This is a genomic window from Polaribacter sp., from assembly GCF_965660385.1.
In the GTDB taxonomy this organism is placed as follows: domain Bacteria; phylum Bacteroidota; class Bacteroidia; order Flavobacteriales; family Flavobacteriaceae; genus Polaribacter.
The window spans coordinates 52712-74467 of sequence record NZ_CBFHZT010000007.1 but is presented as its reverse complement, the minus strand read 5'-3'; the positions used below and the strand labels follow the sequence as shown (position 1 = coordinate 74467).

General features: G+C 29.1%; 30 protein-coding genes. 18 read left to right on the top strand and 12 right to left on the bottom strand.

Translation table 11 applies throughout. From position 1 onward, the window contains the following. Positions 1–106 precede the first annotated feature (106 nt). The 4 genes from ACTG3V_RS03915 (at position 107) to ACTG3V_RS03900 (ending at position 2899) form a co-directional block, all read left to right on the top strand. The gene (locus ACTG3V_RS03915) at positions 107–1039 is read left to right on the top strand and encodes a diacylglycerol/lipid kinase family protein (RefSeq protein WP_439130828.1); all 933 of its coding nucleotides are present in this window, start codon (positions 107–109) and stop codon (positions 1037–1039) included. A gap of 71 nt (positions 1040–1110) precedes the next feature. Further along, complete coding sequence (locus tag ACTG3V_RS03910) at positions 1111–1290, top strand: hypothetical protein (protein WP_439130827.1); 180 nt, start codon at positions 1111–1113, stop codon at positions 1288–1290. Positions 1291–1950: 660 nt separating this feature from the next. Beyond that, the gene (rpiB, locus tag ACTG3V_RS03905) at positions 1951–2385 is read left to right on the top strand and encodes a ribose 5-phosphate isomerase B (protein WP_439130826.1); all 435 of its coding nucleotides are present in this window, start codon (positions 1951–1953) and stop codon (positions 2383–2385) included. Between the two features lie 73 nt (positions 2386–2458). Beyond that, positions 2459–2899, top strand: coding sequence for a GNAT family N-acetyltransferase (locus tag ACTG3V_RS03900; RefSeq protein ID WP_439130825.1), 441 nt, complete (start codon positions 2459–2461; stop codon positions 2897–2899). A gap of 160 nt (positions 2900–3059) precedes the next feature. Here ACTG3V_RS03900 and ACTG3V_RS03895 read toward each other — a convergent pair whose 3' ends face one another. From ACTG3V_RS03895 to ACTG3V_RS03885, 3 genes are read right to left on the bottom strand one after another with little or no spacing between them, the layout of a single operon-like run. Continuing rightward, positions 3060–3413 (bottom strand): hypothetical protein, encoded by a 354-nt coding sequence (locus ACTG3V_RS03895; RefSeq protein ID WP_439130824.1) that lies wholly within the window; start codon positions 3411–3413, stop codon positions 3060–3062. Positions 3414–3442: 29 nt separating this feature from the next. After that, positions 3443–4015 carry a pseudouridine synthase gene (locus ACTG3V_RS03890; protein WP_439130823.1) on the bottom strand — a complete coding sequence of 191 codons (573 nt, stop codon included), beginning with the start codon at positions 4013–4015 and terminating at the stop codon, positions 3443–3445. A gap of 2 nt (positions 4016–4017) precedes the next feature. Then, a complete protein-coding gene (locus ACTG3V_RS03885) occupies positions 4018–4809 on the bottom strand; it encodes an aldose 1-epimerase (RefSeq protein WP_439130822.1) in 792 nt (263 codons plus the stop codon). Positions 4810–4923: 114 nt separating this feature from the next. Here ACTG3V_RS03885 and recA point away from each other — a divergent pair, with 114 nt between their 5' ends. Beyond that, the gene (recA, locus tag ACTG3V_RS03880) at positions 4924–5931 is read left to right on the top strand and encodes a recombinase RecA (protein WP_439130821.1); all 1008 of its coding nucleotides are present in this window, start codon (positions 4924–4926) and stop codon (positions 5929–5931) included. Between the two features lie 72 nt (positions 5932–6003). Then, positions 6004–6543, top strand: coding sequence for a GNAT family N-acetyltransferase (locus ACTG3V_RS03875; protein ID WP_439130820.1), 540 nt, complete (start codon positions 6004–6006; stop codon positions 6541–6543). Between the two features lies 1 nt (position 6544). Here the strand turns inward: ACTG3V_RS03875 and ACTG3V_RS03870 are convergent, their stop codons facing one another. The 4 genes from ACTG3V_RS03870 to ACTG3V_RS03855 are packed head-to-tail and all read right to left on the bottom strand — an operon-like array spanning position 6545 to position 8392. Further along, entirely contained in the window at positions 6545–6697 is a 153-nt protein-coding gene (locus tag ACTG3V_RS03870; protein WP_439130819.1) for a PspC domain-containing protein, read from the bottom strand. A gap of 23 nt (positions 6698–6720) precedes the next feature. Beyond that, on the bottom strand, positions 6721–7086 hold the full coding sequence (locus tag ACTG3V_RS03865) for a hypothetical protein (RefSeq protein ID WP_439130818.1): 366 nt from the start codon (positions 7084–7086) through the stop codon (positions 6721–6723). A gap of 2 nt (positions 7087–7088) precedes the next feature. Beyond that, positions 7089–7520: a dUTP diphosphatase gene (gene dut / locus ACTG3V_RS03860; RefSeq protein ID WP_439130817.1), complete on the bottom strand. Its 432-nt coding sequence runs from the start codon at positions 7518–7520 to the stop codon at positions 7089–7091. After that, positions 7517–8392 (bottom strand): alpha/beta hydrolase, encoded by an 876-nt coding sequence (locus ACTG3V_RS03855; protein ID WP_439130816.1) that lies wholly within the window; start codon positions 8390–8392, stop codon positions 7517–7519. Before ACTG3V_RS03855 ends, dut begins: the two co-directional genes overlap by 4 nt. A gap of 94 nt (positions 8393–8486) precedes the next feature. Here ACTG3V_RS03855 and ACTG3V_RS03850 point away from each other — a divergent pair, with 94 nt between their 5' ends. Genes ACTG3V_RS03850 through ACTG3V_RS03840 form a run of 3 tightly spaced genes read left to right on the top strand, consistent with a single transcriptional unit; the run spans position 8487 to position 11454 of the window. Then, positions 8487–9482: an NAD(P)H-dependent glycerol-3-phosphate dehydrogenase gene (locus ACTG3V_RS03850; protein WP_439130815.1), complete on the top strand. Its 996-nt coding sequence runs from the start codon at positions 8487–8489 to the stop codon at positions 9480–9482. 43 nt (positions 9483–9525) lie between these two features. Then, positions 9526–10185 (top strand): hypothetical protein, encoded by a 660-nt coding sequence (locus tag ACTG3V_RS03845; protein ID WP_439130814.1) that lies wholly within the window; start codon positions 9526–9528, stop codon positions 10183–10185. Further along, positions 10186–11454, top strand: coding sequence for an MFS transporter (locus ACTG3V_RS03840; RefSeq protein WP_439130813.1), 1269 nt, complete (start codon positions 10186–10188; stop codon positions 11452–11454). A 1-nt stretch (position 11455) separates the two neighbouring features. Here the strand turns inward: ACTG3V_RS03840 and ACTG3V_RS03835 are convergent, their stop codons facing one another. After that, the gene (locus ACTG3V_RS03835) at positions 11456–12220 is read right to left on the bottom strand and encodes a DUF547 domain-containing protein (RefSeq protein ID WP_439130812.1); all 765 of its coding nucleotides are present in this window, start codon (positions 12218–12220) and stop codon (positions 11456–11458) included. 22 nt (positions 12221–12242) lie between these two features. Between ACTG3V_RS03835 and ACTG3V_RS03830 the strand changes: the two genes are divergently transcribed. After that, positions 12243–12947, top strand: coding sequence for a TIGR04283 family arsenosugar biosynthesis glycosyltransferase (locus ACTG3V_RS03830; protein ID WP_439130811.1), 705 nt, complete (start codon positions 12243–12245; stop codon positions 12945–12947). Positions 12948–12964: 17 nt separating this feature from the next. Here the strand turns inward: ACTG3V_RS03830 and ACTG3V_RS03825 are convergent, their stop codons facing one another. The 3 genes from ACTG3V_RS03825 to ACTG3V_RS03815 form a co-directional block, all read right to left on the bottom strand. Further along, positions 12965–13438: a regulatory protein RecX gene (locus tag ACTG3V_RS03825; RefSeq protein ID WP_439130810.1), complete on the bottom strand. Its 474-nt coding sequence runs from the start codon at positions 13436–13438 to the stop codon at positions 12965–12967. Positions 13439–13469: 31 nt separating this feature from the next. Then, positions 13470–14141, bottom strand: a complete 672-nt coding sequence (gene rsmI / locus ACTG3V_RS03820; RefSeq protein WP_439130809.1) for a 16S rRNA (cytidine(1402)-2'-O)-methyltransferase — start codon at positions 14139–14141, stop codon at positions 13470–13472. 91 nt (positions 14142–14232) lie between these two features. Further along, entirely contained in the window at positions 14233–14592 is a 360-nt protein-coding gene (locus ACTG3V_RS03815; protein WP_439130808.1) for a cupin domain-containing protein, read from the bottom strand. Between the two features lie 166 nt (positions 14593–14758). On the opposite strand from ACTG3V_RS03815, the gene aspS reads away from it, so the two are divergent. From aspS to ACTG3V_RS03780, 7 genes are all read left to right on the top strand, one after another. Further along, on the top strand, positions 14759–16513 hold the full coding sequence (gene aspS, locus ACTG3V_RS03810; protein ID WP_439130807.1) for an aspartate--tRNA ligase: 1755 nt from the start codon (positions 14759–14761) through the stop codon (positions 16511–16513). A gap of 85 nt (positions 16514–16598) precedes the next feature. Next, positions 16599–17306, top strand: a complete 708-nt coding sequence (locus tag ACTG3V_RS03805) for a DUF6503 family protein (RefSeq protein WP_439130806.1) — start codon at positions 16599–16601, stop codon at positions 17304–17306. A 1-nt stretch (position 17307) separates the two neighbouring features. After that, positions 17308–17961: a hypothetical protein gene (locus ACTG3V_RS03800; RefSeq protein WP_439130805.1), complete on the top strand. Its 654-nt coding sequence runs from the start codon at positions 17308–17310 to the stop codon at positions 17959–17961. 23 nt (positions 17962–17984) lie between these two features. Further along, positions 17985–19766: a chloride channel protein gene (locus ACTG3V_RS03795; protein WP_439130804.1), complete on the top strand. Its 1782-nt coding sequence runs from the start codon at positions 17985–17987 to the stop codon at positions 19764–19766. A gap of 51 nt (positions 19767–19817) precedes the next feature. Then, entirely contained in the window at positions 19818–19991 is a 174-nt protein-coding gene (locus tag ACTG3V_RS03790; RefSeq protein WP_439130803.1) for a hypothetical protein, read from the top strand. Positions 19992–20004: 13 nt separating this feature from the next. Continuing rightward, positions 20005–20097 carry a hypothetical protein gene (locus tag ACTG3V_RS03785; protein ID WP_439130860.1) on the top strand — a complete coding sequence of 31 codons (93 nt, stop codon included), beginning with the start codon at positions 20005–20007 and terminating at the stop codon, positions 20095–20097. Beyond that, positions 20094–20828 carry an HNH endonuclease gene (locus ACTG3V_RS03780; RefSeq protein WP_439130802.1) on the top strand — a complete coding sequence of 245 codons (735 nt, stop codon included), beginning with the start codon at positions 20094–20096 and terminating at the stop codon, positions 20826–20828. The genes ACTG3V_RS03785 and ACTG3V_RS03780 overlap by 4 nt, the downstream gene beginning before the upstream one ends. Positions 20829–20837: 9 nt before the next feature. Here ACTG3V_RS03780 and ACTG3V_RS03775 read toward each other — a convergent pair whose 3' ends face one another. After that, complete coding sequence (locus tag ACTG3V_RS03775; protein WP_439130801.1) at positions 20838–21209, bottom strand: VOC family protein; 372 nt, start codon at positions 21207–21209, stop codon at positions 20838–20840. 195 nt (positions 21210–21404) lie between these two features. On the opposite strand from ACTG3V_RS03775, the gene ACTG3V_RS03770 reads away from it, so the two are divergent. Then, positions 21405–21704 carry a GIY-YIG nuclease family protein gene (locus tag ACTG3V_RS03770; RefSeq protein WP_439130800.1) on the top strand — a complete coding sequence of 100 codons (300 nt, stop codon included), beginning with the start codon at positions 21405–21407 and terminating at the stop codon, positions 21702–21704. Positions 21705–21756: the final 52 nt, after the last annotated feature.

Below are 21756 nucleotides of genomic sequence, written 5' to 3'. Positions count from 1 at the left end.
GTTCTTATATTATTTGATTACCAAAATACAACTATTTAACTTTTAATATTATTAATTAACTGTTATGATTCGATTTTGTATTTTGCCAATCCTTTATTTTTTATATATGTCTCAATTCGTTACTAAAAGTGATGAAAATTCTTGGTTTATTATTGCAAATCCAACATCAGGAAAAGGTAATTTTTCTAAAAATTGGAAGTTGGTTAAAAAACTTTTAAACGCAAAAAACATCGCGTATTCTTATGCTTTTACACAATTCTCTAAACACGAAATTGAACTGGTGGAAACTGCCATTCAAAACGGTTTTAGAAACTTTATAATTGTAGGTGGAGATGGAACACTACATCACGTAGTTAACGGAATTATGATGCAAAGGTATACAAAATCTTCGGATATAACTATTGGTGTGATTCCTTTAGGTACAGGAAACGATTGGATTAAAACCTATAATATTCCTTTAAATATCAAAAAATCCATTGAAATCATTCAGCAAAAAAAAACTATTTTACAAGATATTGGCGTTTTAAAAACAGCTAATGCACCCCTTACTTATTTTAATAATGTAGCTGGTTTAGGTTTTGATGGGTATGTAGTTCATAAATTAAAAAGGTTAAAAATGTTAGGTAGTATTGGCTATCTATTAGCTGGTTTAGCTGGAATTTTACTTTACAAAAAATCAATTTTTAAAATATTTTTGAATGATAAACCTATAGAAACCAAATGTTTAATGACAATTATTGGTGTTTGTAAATATTCTGGAGGTGGTATGCGGTTTACGAAAGATGTAAATCCTTCAGATGGTTTGTTAGATGTTAGTGTTGTTAAAAATTTTAGTTTTTTAGAAGTCTTATTTAATTTACCAAAGTTATATTCTGGTAAAATTGTACAGCATCAAAAAGTAGCCACTTATAAAACAAAACAAATTACTATAAATCCTTTAAATTCAAAACCATTTATTCAAGCTGATGGTGAATTGATTGCTAAAGGTTCTGTATCTGTTAAAATTATAACAAAGGCCATTCGATTTGTAATAAGTTAAAAAAATCTTAAAATTATTGTAACGTTTTCTAAAGTATTACGTCTTTATAATAAGAAGGTCAACTTATTAAGATGAAAAATCTACGTAAAATAATCGCTTTATTCGCATTTATCTTTGTTATCGGTATTTATTTAACGATAAGAACGGTAAATACTTCTTTGAATAAGATTGAAACTCCTAAGGAAACCGTAGAAATTCAAAAAGACACTACAAATCTTTTAAAAGCTAAAAAGAAAATAAAAACAGTTTAAGTTTCTATTTTTTTTAGAGAAGAATAACTAAAGTTTAGAAAATTCTAATTTTAAAATAAACTTTAACAGTTATCAACATTCTATAGTATTATTATTTTTCTTTTATAAATTTTTAAAAAACAATGATGTTTATAATAGTATGTGAATAGCTACAGTAAAAAATGATTCATTTATTTCTTTTTATCACTTATTAAATAATATTGACAAGTTATGAGTAATTTAAAAGCTTAAAAATCAATCTAAATTTAGAGTTATTAACAAAAGTTATAAACAGTAATTCACTTATTATTATTGATAAATAATTCAGTTAGTAATGTAAATAAATTGTAAATTTTATGTTGATAAACTTTTATTAAAAAAGCAAAATAAAAGTTGCATATATCAAGTTAAGCACTGTATTGTAATAAAAAATAAAATTACCAAAAAAACTTTCGAGTTTTTAATCATAAGTTCTTAACATTTAGATAAAATTGTTAATTCCTTAAAAAATAAGGAGTTATTAAAAATTGATAAATTTTGATTGTTAATAACTGTTGATAACCGTTAATTTCTATATTTTTGTGCTGATAACTACGTCATTGCGAATGAAATGAAGCAATCTGTAAATTTATAAAAGATTACTTTGTAATTTTTCTTTGTAATGACAATAAATATAAAATTATGACAATTGCTATTGGTAATGATCACGCAGGTACTGTATATAAGTTCGAAATTATTAAACATTTAGAAAATAAAGGATATAAAGTTTTAAATTTTGGAACAGATACAAACGATTCAATGGATTATCCTGATGCCATTCATCCAACAGCAAATGCTGTAGAAAGTGGAAAAGCGGCAGTAGGAATTATTCTTTGTGGATCAGGAAATGGAGCACAAATGACCGCTAACAAACATCAAGGAATTAGAGCTGCTTTGTGTTGGAATAATGAGTTGGTTGCTTTAACAAGACAACATAATAATGCTAATATACTTACAATTCCTGCTCGTTTTGTGTCTTTACAACAAGCCATTGGTTTTGTAGATCTTTTTTTAACAACAGAATTTGAAGGTGGAAGACATCAAGACAGAATTGATAAAATTTCTTGTGCTGGGTAAATAAACAAAAGTTGTCATTTCATATGAATTATCGAAGTATGAGAAAATTTGTATCGAGAAATCTCTTTCAATAATGAACTTCATCACCAAATCTTTTACTGAATTAACCTTAACAGAACTCTATCAAATACTACAATTACGTTCTGAAGTTTTTGTAGTTGAGCAAGATTGTGTATACCAAGATGTAGATTTTAAAGATCAAAAAGCAATGCATGTTTTTGGTATTAAAAATGATAAAATTGTAGCGTATACAAGAATTTTTAAACCCGGCGATTATTTTAAAAAAGCAAGTATTGGTAGGGTAGTGGTAAAGGAAAATCAAAGAAAATTTGGTTATGGGCACCAAATAATGAAAGTTTCTATAGATGCTATAAAAAAGTATTTTAAAGTTGATGAAATTACCATTTCTGCTCAAAAATATTTACAAAAATTCTACGAATCTCATCAATTTAAACAAGTAGGAGAGGGGTACTTAGAAGATGGTATACCTCATATTAGGATGGATAAAAGTTAATTTTTATCATTCTTTTTAGTCATTTTGTAAATTAAAAAACCAAAACCCACTAAAAAGTGTAAAATAATTACAGCAGCAACAATATATAAAGTAGTGTTAGAATTACCCATAACACAAAATTACAGCTATAAATAGGTTTTATATGTAATAAAAGTTACTTTTAATATTTACCAAAAAAGGAACTTATTTCAAAATATACTTCCATCTTTTTACTATTGTAATTAATAGATAATACATCAAAAGGCTTCTTATCATTATAAGATAATGTTTGTTTTATCATTTGCCAATCTACACCTCTTCTACCATATTTTTTAGCTAAATATTTATATTCAGCAGCAATACCTTCTCTTGAGTTTTTAGCGTTTACAATAACACTATTTTTAAAGCTAGAACCGTCTCCACCAGAAAAACTAATGTTTTCTATAGTAGTAATTTTTACATCTTTTTTTGTAGTGTTTTTTGATGTTGCACATGCAGATACAACTAGTAAAAGACAAATAATTAATTTTTTCATAACATTATTTTTTATGGCAATATAAAAATTTAAAATAAACTATTTACCTCAACAACTCCACCAACTTCTAATTTTGCTAGTTTAATTTCTCCAATTCTAACTCTTACTAATCGTAAAGTAGGGTAACCCACAGCAGCTGTCATTTTTCGTACTTGCCTAAATTTACCTTCTCTAATACAAATAGAAATCCAACTTGTTGGACCATGTCTTTCATCTCTAATTTTTTGACTTCTTAACGGAAATTTAGGATCTTCAATAATAGCGGCTTTACCAGGTTTTGTAATGTATTTTTTACCTTCAAAACCAATTTCTACGCCGGTTTTTAGGAGTTCTATTTCTTTTTGTGTGATAATTCCATCTACTTGTACATAGTATTCTTTTTCAAATTTACTACTTCTAATTTCTTGAGATACTTTGCCATCTGTTGTTAAAAAAAGCAAGCCTTCAGATGCATAATCTAAACGACCAATTGCCATAATTCCTTCAGGAAAATCATACAACTCACCTAATAATTTTTTCTTTCTTTTGGTTTGATTATTTACAAATTGCGATAAAAATCCCCAAGGTTTATGAATAATGAAATGACGATGTTTTTCTTTCAAGCCTACATTGGTTTTATGGCCACAGAAAAAGAGTTTTTTCCTTTAGATAAATGCATATTTTCTTCCGAAAATATTTGGTCAGTATACGAAGTATATTGTGTAATGGGTTCTATACAAACCATATTATCTACCTCTGTCCAAAGCATAAAATTATCAAAACCTTTAGTTGTAATTTCTAGGTTGTTTTTATCAATATTTTTCAAGATGATTTTATTTGAATTTAATACCGGAAAAGCATTAGAACCAGCTTTATAAACATCATCTAAATTGTATGTTTTATCATTTGCAACAAAAGTTTCTTTACCCGTATTTGACAATAAAAATGCAGGATGATACCCCAACATAAAAGGCATATTTTTTTCAGAATCGATGATAAAATCAATAGTTAATACATCATCTTTTAATAAAAATTTCTTTTCGAAAGTAAAATCATAAGTCCAATATAAAAATTCTTCAGACGATTTTTCTGGAAATTTACTATTCTTAATTGCAGTTCCTTTTTTATATTTTTTAATAAAATTAGCACTGTTTTCATCATAAGAAACCAAATCATAATTCAATTCACGCAACAAACCATGTTGGTCTTGAATAGCATCTCCATTTTTGGTGTGTACTCTAAAATTATTTTTAGAAGTTGGGCCAATTACAGGGAACATTTCATCATCAGATTTTCGCCAACCTTTATTCCCTTTTTGATGGATATACTCCTCGTTATTATTTACAAAACTTACCAATTCTCCATTTTCTATGCTAGCTGAAGAATTTAGATTACTAATTAAAATTTTAGGATTCATTTCTTTAATATTTATGTAAAAATAGTATAAAATTGAAATTAAAACATTAGGAAAATAATGTTAGTTTTTTGTAACTTGTGCAACCGTTAAAAATAAGGAATTTATAAAAAACATATGGCAGCAGATAAAGAAAAAGCAGCAAAACTGAAAGCGTTACAACTTACTTTAGATAAGTTAGATAAGACGTATGGTAAAGGTTCTGTGATGAAATTGGGTGATGTAGTTACAGAAGATGTAGATGCTATATCATCTGGTTCTTTGGGTTTAGATTTAGCTTTAGGTGTTGGTGGTTATCCAAGAGGTAGAGTTATTGAAATTTATGGTCCAGAATCATCAGGTAAAACAACATTAACGATTCATGCAATTGCAGAAGCACAAAAAGCAGGAGGTATTGCCGCATTTATTGATGCAGAACATGCTTTCGATAAATTTTATGCAGAAAATTTAGGTGTTGATATTGATAATTTAATCATTTCTCAACCAGATCATGGAGAGCAAGCGTTAGAAATTGCAGATAATTTAATAAGATCTGGAGCCATAGATATTGTAGTTATTGACTCTGTGGCAGCATTAACACCAAAATCTGAAATTGAAGGTGAAATGGGTGATTCTAAAATGGGGCTTCATGCTCGTTTAATGAGTCAGGCTTTACGTAAATTAACAGGTACCATTTCTAAAACAAATTGTACGGTTATTTTTATTAACCAATTACGTGAAAAAATTGGGGTAATGTTTGGAAATCCAGAAACAACAACGGGTGGTAATGCATTAAAATTTTATGCTTCTGTTCGTTTGGATATTAGAAGACGTACACAAATTAAAGATGGAGATAGAGTTATTGGAAACAGCACCAAAGTTAAAGTGGTAAAGAATAAAGTAGCACCACCATTTCAAGTTGCTGAGTTTGATATTATGTATGGCCAAGGAATATCTAAAGTTGGAGAAGTTTTAGATATTGGTGTAGAATTAGGTATAGTTAAGAAAAGTGGCTCTTGGTTTAGTTATGGAGATACTAAACTTGGGCAAGGTAGAGATACTGTAAAAGGACTTATAAAAGATAATCCAGAATTAATGGATGAGTTAGAAAGTAAAATAAAAGAAGCTATTGAAAACCAAGATTAAGTATTAAAAGTTCTAACTATTATTAAACTGCTATTGGAGTAATCAACCAATAGCAGTTTTTTATTTTATACTATGATTAAAATAGCCAAAAACATAAAATTACAAGAGATTTCTATTTCAGATTATAATACACTTTATAATTTAATGAGCGAAATTTATCCGCTTGCCTATAATCATTTTTGGAGCGATGCTGGTATCTGGTATGTAAATACACAATATGCAAAAGAAAATGTTATAAGAGAATTATCTCAAGAAAAGACAGATTATTATTTTATACTTTATAATGATGAAATTTTGGGAAATTTTAGAATTATTTGGGATGAAAAATTGAAAGGTTTACCAGTACAAAAACAAGTAAAATTACACAGAGTTTATTTGCATAAAAAAATACATGGCAAAGGAGTTGGTAAACAATTAATGATTTGGTTAGAAAAGACAGCCAAAGAAAAAGGATATAAAGTAATTTGGTTAGATGCTATGGATTCACAACCACAGGCATTTCAATTTTATAAAAAACTTGGTTACAACTATTATTCTCATACTTTTTTAACTTTTAAATTATTGCATAATCAGGTAAGAAAAATGAGCCAATTGTATAAAAATATAAATTAAACTATTCTTTTGATATTAGTTTAACTAACCAAAGAATTAAATAAGCACCAATACCAAAACCAGCCAACAATACCATTAAAACAAATAAAATCCTATAGTTTTTTGCTGTAAAATTTGTTTTTGTTGCCAACCATTCACATACGCCTAAAATCATATTTTTATTTTTAAGTTAATTTATTAGTTTTTAAATGGAGGAATTTGAATTACCAAACGCTCTATTTCTTCCACTATTTCAAGCCTGTTTTTAGAGGTAAACTCATAATATAAATTTTCCCAGTCATCAACATAGTCAAAACTTTTAGTTTTAGGTTTTTCTACTTTTGTTAAATTAATAACTCTTAAGTAAAAGTAACCCTTCACATCGTTTTCTGGTCTAAAATCTAAATTTATTGCTCTCTTTAACTGATGATTGTTCAAGTGTAACAGTGAGCTAGAATCTAAATACGTCATATTTTTTTCTGATGGATTTACTTCATAAAAAAGATTCCATTCTACATGCCATCCAGCAGTAATTCTTAAAGGCTGTAATTTAGATGCTTCCATTTTTAAACACCTGTGCTTCCAAAGCCTCCAGAACCACGTTCAGTTTCGTTTAAAACTTCAACTACTTTCCAAGTAACTCTTTCATGTTTTGCTATCACCAATTGTGCAATTCTTTCACCATCATTTATAATAAAATCTTCATTAGAAAGGTTTACTAAAATTACACCAATTTCTCCACGATAATCAGCATCTACGGTTCCTGGGCTATTTAAAACTGTAATACCTTTCTTAGCTGCTAAACCACTTCTTGGTCTTACTTGAGCCTCAAAACCAATAGGTAAAGCAATAAATAAACCTGTTTTAACAATAGCTCTTTCTAAAGGTTTTAATGTGATTGCTGTATCTATATTTGCTCTTAAATCCATTCCTGCAGCACCTTCAGTTTCGTAATTTGGTGTAGCGTGTTTCGATTTATTTATGATTTGTACATTCATTGTTCTATATGATATAAAAAAGTAATTACCTCTAAAAATTCTGATTTCCAAAAAGATTCTGTATGTTTTCCGTCTGCAACAATTTTAGTTTTTATATTTTGATTTGGAAACCCTTTTTTTAACAGTAGTTTTGTCATATTTTCAGTATCAGGTATCATAGTATCGCCTTCTTTACCACCAACCAAAAAATACAACTTTGTGCTTTTTAGGTTTCCATTTTCTTTAGCAAAATCAATAACTTTATCAGAAAACCAAAAAGATGTAGAGAGTGCACCAATATTACCAAATACTTTAGGGTATTTTAAACCACCATAAAAAGAAATTAAACCACCTAAAGAACTTCCAATGATTGAGGTGTGTTTTGCTTCAGGCTTAGTTCTGTAATTAGTATCAATATAAGGTTTAAGCTCATCAACTAAAAAATCAATATAAATTGCCCCTTTTCCACCACCATATTTTTGGTGTTTCCAAGGTGTATATTCTTCAATTCTCTTTTGTCCACCATTTTCTATACCAACTACAATAAAGCTTTTACCAGTTTTTTTATAAAGCTTATTTAAGGTTTCGTCAATACCCCATTCTCCAACAAAAGAAGTTGAATCATCAAACAAATTTTGAGCATCATGCATATAAATTACAGGATATTTTTCTTTAGAGGTTCTATAATTTGGTGGCAAATACAACCAAATTTTGTGAGAAATAGCATTCAAACCCTTAATTACAAACTCTTTCTCTAAAATATCAACATTATCTGCTTTCGTACTTTGTTTTTCTGTTGATAATGGTTTTTGATTTACTTTTTTGGTTGTTTTATGGGTACACGAAATCATTAAAAGAAAAAAACCCAAAAAAAGTAAAATAGAAACTTTCATAGTATGAATTTGAAGTACCACAAATATAATAATTAAGATATGCTTTCATAATAAGATAATAGTTTTCTTACTTTTGAAACCAAAATAGAGTAAAATGGATAAACATCAAAAAATAGCAGTTTTAGGAGGAGGAAGTTGGGCAACTGCCATTGTAAAAATATTGATGGAAAATTTAGATACCATTGGTTGGTATTTGAGAGATGAGCAAGCTATTGAACATATTTTAGAAAACGACCATAACCCAAACTATTTACGATCTGCAGAATTAGATGCCACTTTGTTAGATTTATCGAGTGATATTAATACCATTGTTAAAAAATACGACATTTTAATTTTTGCAATACCATCTGCATTTTTAACGATAGAGTTAGATAAACTCAATACATCTTTAAAAAATAAAATTATTTTTTCTGCAATAAAAGGTATTGTTCCTGAAACAGGTTTAATTGTTGGTGAGCATTTTAATCAACAATATAATATACCTCTAGAAAATATAGGAGTTATTACAGGCCCATGCCATGCAGAAGAAGTGGCTATGGAACGTTTATCGTATTTAACAATTGCATGTATTGATGAAGTAAAAGCTCAAAATATGGCAAATGCAATTCAAAGTTGGTACATCAATGTTAAAATTTCTGACGATATTATTGGTACAGAATATGCTGCAATGTTAAAAAATATTTACGCAGTGGCTGCAGGTATTGCACATGGTTTGGGATATGGAGATAATTTTCAGTCGGTATTAATGAGTAATGCAATTCGTGAAATGAAACGCTTTATTAAAAAAGTGCACAAAATGAAACGAAACATTAACAACTCAGCATATTTGGGTGATTTATTAGTAACAGGCTATTCTACTTTTAGTAGAAACAGAATGTTTGGTAATATGATTGGCAAAGGGTATACTGTAAGATCTGCACAACATGAAATGAGTATGATTGCAGAGGGGTACTATGCAACCAAAAGTGCCTACAAAATAACTCAAGAAAATGGAGCAAAAACACCAATTATAAAAACAGTGTATGATATTTTGTACGATAATAAAAATCCTAAAAAAGAATTTCAAAAGTTGACCAATAAATTAGATTAATTGTTTAATTTTGAACAATTATTTATATTTTTAAACTTTTAAAATGAAAACAATACAGGAAGTTGTAGAAAGTACCATAAGAAAAACTCCATTTGTTGAAGAAGCATTAAATGAAAAACTAATTAATGTATCTTCTTTAGCTAGAATTATATTGCCAGAAGTATCTACAGTTTTAAAGAAAGAGGTAAAAGTAGGTGCAGTAATGATGGCAATTAATAGGCTTTCACCCGCAAGCGAATTAAGAATCAGAAAAAATATAAAACGGTTAGCTTTAAATTTAGGTGATGTAATTGTACGTTCAGACTTATGTGATTTTACCTTTAAAAACACACCTTCTTTATTAAAAGAAATTGCAAAAATTTTAACAAAATCTGCGGAAAATTCCGATTATTTTTTAACGGTTTCTCAAGGTATTTTTGAAACTAATATTGTTACAAGTAAAAATTTAAGACCTTTTGTACAAGAAATATTTGAACATGAAACACTAACACACAGTATGTTAGAATTAGCATCAATCACTATAAAACTACCTAAAGAAAACTTAGAACAATCAGGTATTTATTATTTTATTTTAAAGCAATTGGCTTGGGCAGATATTCCACTACAAGAAATTATTTCTACAACGAATGAAATGACTATAGTAGTTAAAGAACATGATATTAACCAAACTTTTGCCATTTTAATGGATATGAAACTAAGCTAAATGCCAAAACAGGATCCTTATGCAGCACTAAGAATAAGAGAGTTTAATATTTTCTTATTTGTAAGATTTCTTTTAGTTTTTGGTTGGTCTATGCAATTTATAGTTATTGAATGGCAAGTGTATTCCATCACAAAAAATCCACTTTCTTTAGGTATTATAGGTTTAATGGAAATTATTCCTGCCTTTTCAATGGCATTATTTGCAGGTCATATTGTAGATCAAAAAGAAAAAAGAAACTTACTAGCTTTATGCACAGCTGCCTTTTCTTTGATTAGTTTAGGCTTGTACTTATTAACTTCGGAAACAATAATTGCAGATTGGCACACAAATTCAGTACTGTATTGCATTTATGGATTAGTCTTTTTTGGCGGTTTTTTACGTTCCTTTTTTGGGCCAACAATATTTTCTTTGGTGGCACTTTTGGTTCCAAAAAAAATATACCATAATGCTGCAACATGGAGTACAAGTACTTGGAAAACTGCATCAGTTACAGGAGCTCTTTTTGGCGGTTTTTTAATTGGTTTAATTGATGTTGATAACACTCTATTACTTGTTTTTATTTTGGTGATATTGTCTTTACTATGTACATTTTTCATTAAAAGGAAACCTATTTTAAATAAAAAAATAGGAGAACCAGTAACAGAAAGTTTAAAAGCAGGGGTAAAATTTGTTTTTCAAAATAAAGCCATTTTAGGAGCTTTAACGTTAGATATGATTGCAGTTTTATTTGGTGGTACAGTTGCTATTCTATCAGTTTTTGCACAAGATATTTTAAAAGTTGGCCCAGAAGGTTTTGGCTTACTAAATGCATCTATTTCTATTGGTAGTATTGTAACAATGTTGTTAACTACTTATATTCCTATCAACAAAAATACGGGTAAAAAAATGTTGATTTCTGTATTTGTTTTTGGGTTAAGTATAATTGCTTTTGGTTTATCAAATATCTTTTGGGTAAGTTTATTGGCGTTATTTGTAAGTGGTGCTGCAGATGGTATTTCTATGGTAATAAGGCAAACCATTTTACAATTAAAAACACCAGATGATATGCGTGGAAGAGTGTCTTCTGTTAACTCTATGTTTGTAGGTTCATCTAACGAGTTGGGTGCTTTTGAAAGCGGTTTGGCTGCAAAATTAATTGGGCCTGTTGCTGCTGTAGTTTTTGGAGGAACAATGACTATTGTAACAGTTATTACAACTGCTGCTGTAAGCCCTACAGTTAGAAATTTAGACTTAACCCAAGATATTGAAGAGAACGAAAAAGAGGTTTAATTTACTTAGGTATAGTTCTAAAATTACCCAAACTTAAGGTCCAATCATAATTTTTAAAGTCTAATTTTTTAGGTTTTTCAGGAGTTATTTTGTAGTTAAAAAGTATTTTTCGTGCACCACATTTACCACCAAAATCGCCTCTAAACCAAGAAAATAATGCTACAGTTTTGGCGGTTTTTGTTTCTTTTTGGTAAGTTGTTTGTTCAGTTAAATACTTTTTTGTCATAAAATCGAATTCTTTATCCAAGTTTTTGGCTGAGTAAATGGCAACTGGAGGACAGCTTTTTGCACCACAATTTAAAGCAAAATGTATTCTCCAATCAATATCACCATCAATTCGTAATTTACGTTCCCATTTTGGCCTAAACCATTTTCTGAGATATCCCAAGCTAATTTTCATTCTAGATTTTCTAATGATGCCATGCTCAATATCATCAAAAGACAACATTTCTCCTGCAATTTTTACACGTTCTTTTTTAAAAAAATCTCCTCTGTTTTCATATTCCTTTGGGTTTTCGGTTAAAGAAATTTGAATAAAAGCATTGTAAACATTTACCCAAAATGCAATTTTTTCTTGGTCAGTTTGTAGCTCAGAAATTAAATTATTTAAACTACTTTCTGCTAAGATTTTAACTTCTTTGTCATAGGCTTTTTTATGCATAATATTTTCAAGTAAATCTTGAGCAACTTCACTGTAGTTGATAGAATTTTGAGAATTTAATACCAAAGCTGATAAAAAAAATAGCATTAAAAAAAACTGTTTCATATATAATTTCGTATGTTTAACTATGTTAATAAGTATAATTATCCCTGTTTATAACGAACAAGAAAATCTTGCAAAGTCTTTGTCGACTTTATGTGAACAAGCTAACAAATTCCCTTTAGAAATTATTGTAGCAAATTCTCCTGAAACTTCAGACGAAACGCCAAAAGTTTGCCATCAATTTGCTAAAGTTACGTTTTTAAATTGCAAAACAAAAGGCAGAGCTGCTCAAATGAATGCTGGGGCTAAAGTTGCTAAGGGTGAACTCCTTTTGTTTTTACATGCTGATGTAATTTTACCTAATGATTTTTATACACAAATTACAAAAGCATCTCAAGAAGGCGTAAAATTTGGTTTTTTTGCCTATCAGTTTGATAAAAATTCACTGCTTTTAACTTTTAATAGTAGGTTTACTACTAAAGATGGTTTTTTTGCAGGAGGAGGAGATCAATGCCATTTTTTTGAAAAAGAAACCTTTGTACAATTAAAAGGATACAATGAAAACTTTTGTATCATGGAAGATTTTGAAATGATGGATAGAATTAGAAAACAAAAAATACCTTTTACGATTATACCCTCTAAAGCAACAGTAAGCGCAAGGAAGTACGAGAAAAATTCTTGGTTAAAAGTAAATTTAATTAATGGATACGTTTTTTTAAAATACAAGTTAGGTGTGCATCCTATTAAATTAAGAAAAACCTATAAAAGTTTGTTAAGAGAATCTGTTTAAATGTAAAAAAGTAATTTTTATGACGATACAACTTCATCAATCACTTTATAAATGAGTTCGTTTTCAAACCCTTTTCGCAGTAAAAAACCGGTAAGTTTTTGTTTTCTTTTGTAGTTGTTGGGCTCATAAATTACAGCATTTCTGTTTTCTGTAATTTTGTAAACGGTTTTTATATAGTCTTCTTCATCAATTTCCTTTAGTGCAGTTTTAATATTATAAGCAGAAATATTTTTAAATTTTAACTCTCTAGTAATTCGTTGTTTTCCCCAGTTTTTTATTCTAAATTTTCCTCTGGCAAAACTTTTAGCAAAACGTTCTTCATTTAAAAAATTATTTTGCATTAGGCTTAATAAAATCATCTCTTTTGCTTCAGGAATTAAGTTAAACTCTCGCATTTTCTGTTCTACTTCTTTATGACATCGATCTTGGTAAACGCAATATTGCTCTAACTTACGCTTAATTTCATCAACTGTAAAGACTTTTTTTTGCATCAAATTATACTCTAAAATAGTTTTATTCAGATTATTTCTTCCCTTCAACAACAATAACTATTTCGCCTTTTGGGGGTTTATTGGTGTAATACGTTAAAACTTCAGTAGCAGTTCCTCTTACAGTTTCTTCAAAGAGTTTTGTTAATTCTCTTGAAACGGATACTTTTCTATCAGCACCAAAATATGCTGCAAAATGCCCTAAAGTCTTTAATAATTTATGAGGCGATTCATAAAAAATCATAGTTCTAGTTTCTTCAGCTAATATCTTTAAACGTGTTTGTCTTCCTTTTTTTACCGGTAAAAAACCTTCAAAAACAAATTTATCATTTGGCAAACCAGAATTTACCAAAGCTGGTACAAAAGCAGTTGCACCAGGCAAACATTCTACTTCAATATCATTTTCAACACATGCTCTGGTCAATAAAAATCCAGGATCAGAAATCGCAGGAGTTCCAGCATCCGAAATTACGGCACAAGTTTCACCGCTTTTTATACGTTGTAAAATACCTTCAATAGATTTGTGTTCGTTGTGCATATGATGGCTATGCATTTGCGTAGAAATTTCAAAATGTTTTAGCAATTTTCCACTTGTTCGTGTGTCTTCCGCCAAAATAAAATCGACTTCTTTTAAAACACGAATGGCTCTAAATGTAATGTCTTCTAAATTACCAATTGGTGTGGGTACTAAATAAAGTTTACTCATTTATATTGGTTTTTAGTTTTTGGTTGATTGTTTTTTGTTAATTTAGTACTGATTTGATCAATAACCATAAACCAAAAACCAACAACCATTTTTAAATTTCTTCATAATTTTCTACAGTAATATCAGCTTTTACATCTCCTGTATGTTTGGTAGAAAGTGGCTCAAACAACAAAATATAAACCTCTTCTTTGGCAACAGGCTTATGCTCAACACCTTTTGGTACAATATAAAATTCGCCTTCGTTTATGGTGATGATTTCATTGCGCAAATGCATTTCTAAAACACCTTTTTTTACCATAAAAAGCTCGTCTTCATTGTCATGTTTATGAAAAACAAATTCTCCTTTAATTTTTGCCAATAAAATTTGTTGTCCATTTAATTCTCCTATTTTTTTAGGCGACCATTGGTCTTCAAACAAATTGAATTTTTCTTGAATATTTACAACGCTCATAGCCCCAAATTTACAAAGTTTTTCTGGGAATAAATGAAATTATAAAACCTGATGTTTTTCTTACGAAATGATTAAATTTGTGGTCTTATTCTGAAACAAGTTCAGAAGCATAACATATATAACAAAGATTCTGAAAAATATTCAGAATTGTAAATTTAAATTTACAATGTACAGAAGTCATTCTTGTGGTGAGTTACAAGCATCACACATCAATACAAAAGTAACCTTAGCAGGTTGGGTGCAGAAAAGTCGTGATAAAGGTTTTATGATTTGGGTCGATTTACGCGACAGATATGGAATTACGCAACTTATTTTTGATGAAGAGCGCACACCTAAAGCTATGATGGAAAAAGCAAAATCTTTAGGACGCGAATTTGTAATTCAAGTTACAGGAACCGTTATTGAGCGCGAGTCTAAAAATAAAAATATGGCTACAGGTGAAATCGAAGTGTTGGTTTCTGAATTAGAAATTTTAAACGAATCGAAACTACCACCTTTTACCATTGAAGATAAAACTGATGGTGGAGAAGATATTAGAATGAAATATCGATATCTTGATATCAGAAGAAATCCTGTAAAAGACAGTTTAATTTTCCGTCATAAAGTAACTATGGAAGTTCGTAAATACTTGTCTGACCAAGAATTTATTGAAGTAGAAACGCCATATTTAATAAAATCTACGCCAGAAGGCGCAAGAGATTTTGTGGTGCCAAGTAGAATGAATGAAGGGCAATTTTATGCACTACCACAATCTCCTCAAACCTTTAAACAATTGTTAATGGTTGGTGGAATGGATAAATATTTTCAGATTGTAAAATGTTTTAGAGACGAGGATTTACGTGCAGATAGGCAACCCGAATTTACACAAATAGATTGTGAAATGGCGTTTGTAGAGCAAGAAGATATTTTAAATATTTTTGAAGGATTAACGCGTCATTTATTAAAAGAAATTAATGGAGTAGAGGTTGATAAATTTCCAAGAATGTTGTTTGATGATGCCATGCGTTTGTATGGAAATGACAAACCAGACATTCGTTTTGGAATGGAGTTTGGCGAGTTAAATGAAGTTGCGCAACACAAAGATTTTGGTGTTTTTAACAACTCAGAATTAGTAGTGGGTATTGCAGTGCCTGGTGGAAATTCTTACACGAGAAAACAAATTGATAACCTCATAAAATGGGTAAAACGTCCTCAAGTGGGTGCTTTGGGTATGGTTTATTGTAGAGTTAATGAAGATGGTACTTTTAAATCTTCTGTAGACAAATTTTACGACCAAGAAGATTTAGCAAAATGGGCAGAGGTTACCCATGCAAAACCAGGAGATTTAATCTGTATTTTATCTGGTGAAACCAATAAAGTAAGAGCACAATTATCTGCTTTAAGGATGCATTTAGCAGAAGAGTTAGGTTTACGTAAGCCAAACGAATTTGCGCCACTTTGGGTAATTGATTTTCCATTATTAGAATTAGATGAAGAAACTGGGCATTATCATGCAATGCATCATCCTTTTACATCACCAAAACCTGGTCAATTAGAATTGTTAGATTCTAAACCAGGAGAAGTAAAAGCAAATGCTTACGATTTAGTGTTGAACGGAAATGAAATTGGTGGAGGTTCTATAAGAATTCACGATAAAGCTACGCAAGCTACAATGTTAAAACATTTAGGTTTTTCTGAAGAAGAAGCTAAAGCACAATTTGGTTTTTTAATGGATGCTTTTGAATATGGAGCACCACCTCATGGAGGTTTGGCTTTTGGTTTAGATAGATTGGTTGCTATTTTAGGAGGTCAAGAAACTATTCGTGATTTTATTGCTTTTCCAAAAAATAATTCTGGTAGAGACGTTATGATAGATGCACCTGCATTTATAGATGATGACCAATTAAAAGAATTGAGTTTAAAACTTGATATTCGAGAGTAAATGAGTTTAATATAATATTCAGACCTCACAGGTTTTTAAAACCTGTGAGGTCTTTTTGTATAACAATTTTTCTTACATTTAAACTATGAAAAACTTACTCTCGTTTCTATTATTATTTATATCAATATCTTCATTTTCACAAGAATTAACAGGAAATCAATTATTAGAAAAAGCCATACAATTTCACGATCCTAATGGAAATTGGGCAACTTTTAAAGGAGAACTTTTGGTAACTATGGAAACGCCCAAAAGTGCAAATAGGGTAAGTACTATCAAAATTAATTTACCAAAACAGTATTTTTCTGTTACTGCTAAAAGAGATTCTATTCTTACCCATTTTACCATTCATAAAAACAAGGTAAGCATCAGTTTAAATGGTGATGAAAATCCTTCTGATGAACTCAAAAAGAAATATGCTTTAAACGAACAAAGAGCCAATTTGTACAAAAATTACTATACGTACTTGTATGGTTTACCTATGAAATTAAAGGATGAAGCTACAATTATCGATCAAAAAGTAGAAAAAAGAAAGTTTAAAGGAAAAAATTATTTAGTTTTAAAAGTAAGTTATCCCAAAGAAATAGGTAAAGATACTTGGTACTTTTATTTTAATCCAAAAACGTTTGCTATGGAAGTGTATCAGTTTTTTAAAGAAACTAAAGACAGTGGAGAGTATATTTTACTATCAGATTTAGAAATCATTAATGATATAAAAATGCCAAAAACAAGAGCGTGGTTTTATAATAAAGATGATAAATATTTAGGGACCGATATTTTATCTAAAAAGAAGTAAAATGACATATTCTAAAGAATTTAAAGAAGCACTAAGCAATCTACCCTCAAAAGAAAAAGATAAACTGATTTTACGTTTGCTAAAAAAAGATCTTGTTCTTGCAAATCGTTTATTGTTTGAATTAGTAAATACTGATACTGTTGAAGATCAAAGAGATAAGCTTGAAAAACGTTTGTTGTCTTTTGTAGAAAGAACTGCACAAAAAGGGCATAGTTCTATTGGTTATTTAAATTTTGAGGTTAGAGATTTAAGTGGATTAATTAACGAACACGTAAGTATTACTAAAGATAAATTTGGTGAAGCGCACTTGAATTTAGTAATGCTAAATGAAGTTTTAAAACTAAACAGAAACTTTATTTTAAATAGTAAGCCACCAGCAAAACGAAAAAAGTTTTGCATAGCTGTAATGGCAAGAGTTTTTAAAATTCTTTTAATTATTAATAAATTAAATGATGATTTTTTTATAGAATTTGAAGAGAATTTAAAAGTTTTAGGAAACCTTATATCCGCTAATAAATTCTTAATGGAAGAAGCCATTAGAAACGGTTTAGATGTAAATTGGTTATTAATTCCAGAAATTCCAGAGGATATTGTAGCAATTCATAAAGAAATTCGTGAAAGCGGTTTTTTAAAGTACCAAAAAAGAATCTATTAGTAAGTTTTTATATAAAAACATCAATGCCAACAAAAAACAAACTTTTAAAACGAATTTTACTGTGGAGATATAAATACATCTCTGAACGCCAGTTTGTGTATATTCTAAGCATTTTAGTAGGTTTTTTAGCAGGTATTGGTACTGTGGTTTTAAAGAACTTTACACACTATATTCAGTTGTTATTATCTATTGATTTTTTAAAAAATCATCAAGGTTCAATCTATTTTATTTTTCCAATTATTGGTTTGTTAATCGTAACAATCATCAAAAAAACATGGTTAAAAAAACATATTGGTCATGGTATTTCTACAACTTTGTATGCTATTTCTAAACGAAAAGGAATCATTCCCAATTACAATATGTATGCCTCTTTATTAACTGCACCAATTACAGTAGGTTTTGGAGGTTCTGTTGGTTTACAAGGGCCAGCAGTAAGTGCTGGTACAGCTTTAGCCTCGTACACTTCGCGTTTGTTTCATATGAACACAAAAACGAGAATGTTGTTAATTGGTTGTGCAACAGCAGGTGCAATGTCATCAATGTTTAAAGCACCAATTGCAGGTATTGTTTTTGCTTTAGAGGTGTTTAGTTTAGATATTGCTTTTGTGTCATTAGTTCCACTTTTGTTAGCCTCTGTAGCCGCAATTGTAACTTCGTATTTCTTTTTAGGTTCTGATGTGTTATTGGGTTTTGAATTGAATGAAAAATTTGAAATCGATGAAATTGGTTTTTATGCCATCTTTGGAATTTTTACGGGTATTATATCTGTCTATTTTTCTGTAGTTTACTTTTCAATTCGTAAATTTTTTCATCGCTTTGAAAAACGTTTTACACGCTTAATTTTTGGAAGTATCATTATCGGACTTATTTTGTTTTTAATGCCTTCTTTATATGGTGAAGGGTATGGTTTAATCAATAATTTACTAAAAGGAAATCATATTGAAGCTATTGGTAATACACCTTTTTCTTTTGATGAAACCAATATTTGGATTGTAATTATTCTTCTTTTGCTAATTACATTTTTTAAGGCAATAGCCATGAGTACAACCTTTGCTGCTGGTGGTGTTGGTGGTATTTTTATACCTACTTTGGTGATGGGAAGTGCATTAGGCAATGCCTTTGCAAAAATTATTAATAATTTGGGTTTTGGTTTTCATGTATCTGAAGCAAATTTCACGTTAATTGGTATGACAGGTTTAATGGCAGGAGTTTTACATGCGCCTTTAACCGCCATTTTTTTAATTGCAGAAATTACTGGTGGTTATGATTTATTTGTGCCTTTAATGTTGGTGGCTGCTATTTCATTTGCCTTTACAAAATACTTTATATCCAATTCTATTTACACCTACAAATTAGCACAAAGAGGCGAATTAATTACCCATAATAAAGATAAAAATGTACTAATGATGATGGACATTCATCAATTGATTGAAAAGAATTTTAAGTCCGTTTATCCAGAAATGTTTTTAGGAGATATGCTAAAAAAAGCGGTAGCAAAATCAACCAGAAATATTTTTCCTGTTATTGATAAAAAGAACCGATTTTTAGGTATTGTGTTGTTAGATGATATCCGCCCAATAATGTTCGACTCAGAAATGTACAAAAGTGTTACAGTACAAACCATTATGAAAGCTGCTCCAGAAACCATACAATATGAAGATTCTGTATCGCAAATAATGCAAAAATTTAAAGAAAGTGGCGCTTGGAATTTACCAGTAATTAAAGGCAATACCTATGTAGGTTTTATATCGAAATCAAAATTATTAACTGCGTATAGAAATAAGTTGATCGAGGTTACTGCTTAAATTATGTTTGATAAAGTTTAAATTTGTGAAATGTTTGAAAAAGAAAAGTACTTGGAACACATATTACCTAAAATTGTTATGACAGAAGCAAATGAAGAAATTTTAATTTGTAGAGGTATTTTAACGCTGAAAAATCAAGAAAGTGAAATATATGTTGATGGTGAAATAGTTTATAAATGGTTCCCTAGTATTGGTGTTAGATTTAGTGGTCTTTTAATTTGGTAATAAAATTTAGGTTATTCAAAACGATTTTGATATTGTGTATACCTTAGATGAAAACGAATGGAATGGGTTTAAGTCGATACAATTGGTGTTAAAGGATATAAAATGAATACTTTTTTAAAATTTAATCAAGATAAGTTTGAAGGACTTATTATATTTATTGTTATAATTATTTTAGTTATAATTATAGGGGTTTGGTATCAATTATTAGAGAAGCCAAAAGAAAAAAAAGAATTTGATAAATGGCTTGATGAAAATGAAAAAACATTAAACTTAAAAAAAGAAATAAAGAATATTTTAATTCAGTTATCTAACCAAATTACTCCTTGTATAAAATGTTCTAATGTAATTTTTCAGATTTGGGATATTAACTCAACAATAGTATTTAGATGTTGTAATTGTAAAAGAAAACAAGAACACAGTGTTGATTCAATAGAGGATATAAAAACTATTCTAGATGTATATTTATTACATTATCAAGAATATCTTTCTGTGGGTAATAGTAGAATTAAAAATTATTTAGAGAATTATTTAGAATGGGATTTTAATGCAGTTAGAAAAGGAAACTCATTATATTCAGCCTTCAAATTTGAAGCATTAAAAGAACCTGAAAAAGAGATTTTAACTGATTCTACAAAAAATAAAACAAGACGAATAAGTCAAAAAGTTAAGAATCAAGTTTGGAATAGAGACAATGGTAAATGTGTTGAATGTGGTTCAAATGAAAAATTGGAATTTGATCACATCATTCCATTCTCCAAAGGTGGATCAAACACTTATAGAAATATTCAACTTTTATGTGAAAATTGTAACCGAACAAAGTCAGATAAAATTGGATGATATATGATTTTAAACATGCTGATCAATCAAAATCGTATTTCCATCAGGATCAAAAAATACAATACTTGCGGGTCCAGAAGTGTTAGTATCTGCTTCACTTTCTAATTGAATATGATTTTCTTTTAAGTGTTTTTGAATGTCTCTCACATCATCAAAAGCATCCAATTTATTGGCATTTTCATCCCAACCAGGATTAAACGTTAAAATGTTATTTTCAAACATCCCTTGAAACAAACCAACCAAAGCATTTCCGTTTTTCATAATTAAGTAGTTGTTTTCTAATTGACCAGCAAAAACAGTAAAACCCAAGGTTTCGTAAAATGCTTTTGACTTCTGAATGTCTTTTACTGCTAAACTGATGGACATGGCTCCTAATTTCATAAGAATAAGTTTTTGGGTTGATGTTTTAAAGTTAAGAAAATAATTATTATCTAACGAATGTCATTTCGACGTTAGGAGAAATCTAACACAATATTATTAGTTAATTTTAAGATTTCTCAATCGCTAAAAAAAGCTCATTTCGAAATGACATTCTGATGATTTATTGTTAATTGTAGAAATTAATTATATTTAAATATGTTTAAAAAATACTTTATTTATATAATTACAAATGAAAAGAAAACAGTTTTATATATTGGAGTAACAAATAATCTTCAAAAAAGACTTTCTCAACATTATTTTGATAGTCAAAATGCTAAAAGGTCTTTTGCAGGAAAATATAATTGTTATTATTTACTGTATTATGAAACTTTTGATGACATTAATTTAGCTATACTTAGGGAAAAAGAATTGAAAGGATGGAGAAGAGAAAAGAAAAATAAACTCATATCTGAATTTAATCCAAATTGGGATTTCCTGAACAATGATGTTTTATAATCAAAATGTCATTCCGAACGAAGAATGAGGAGGAATCTTGTGTAATATGATT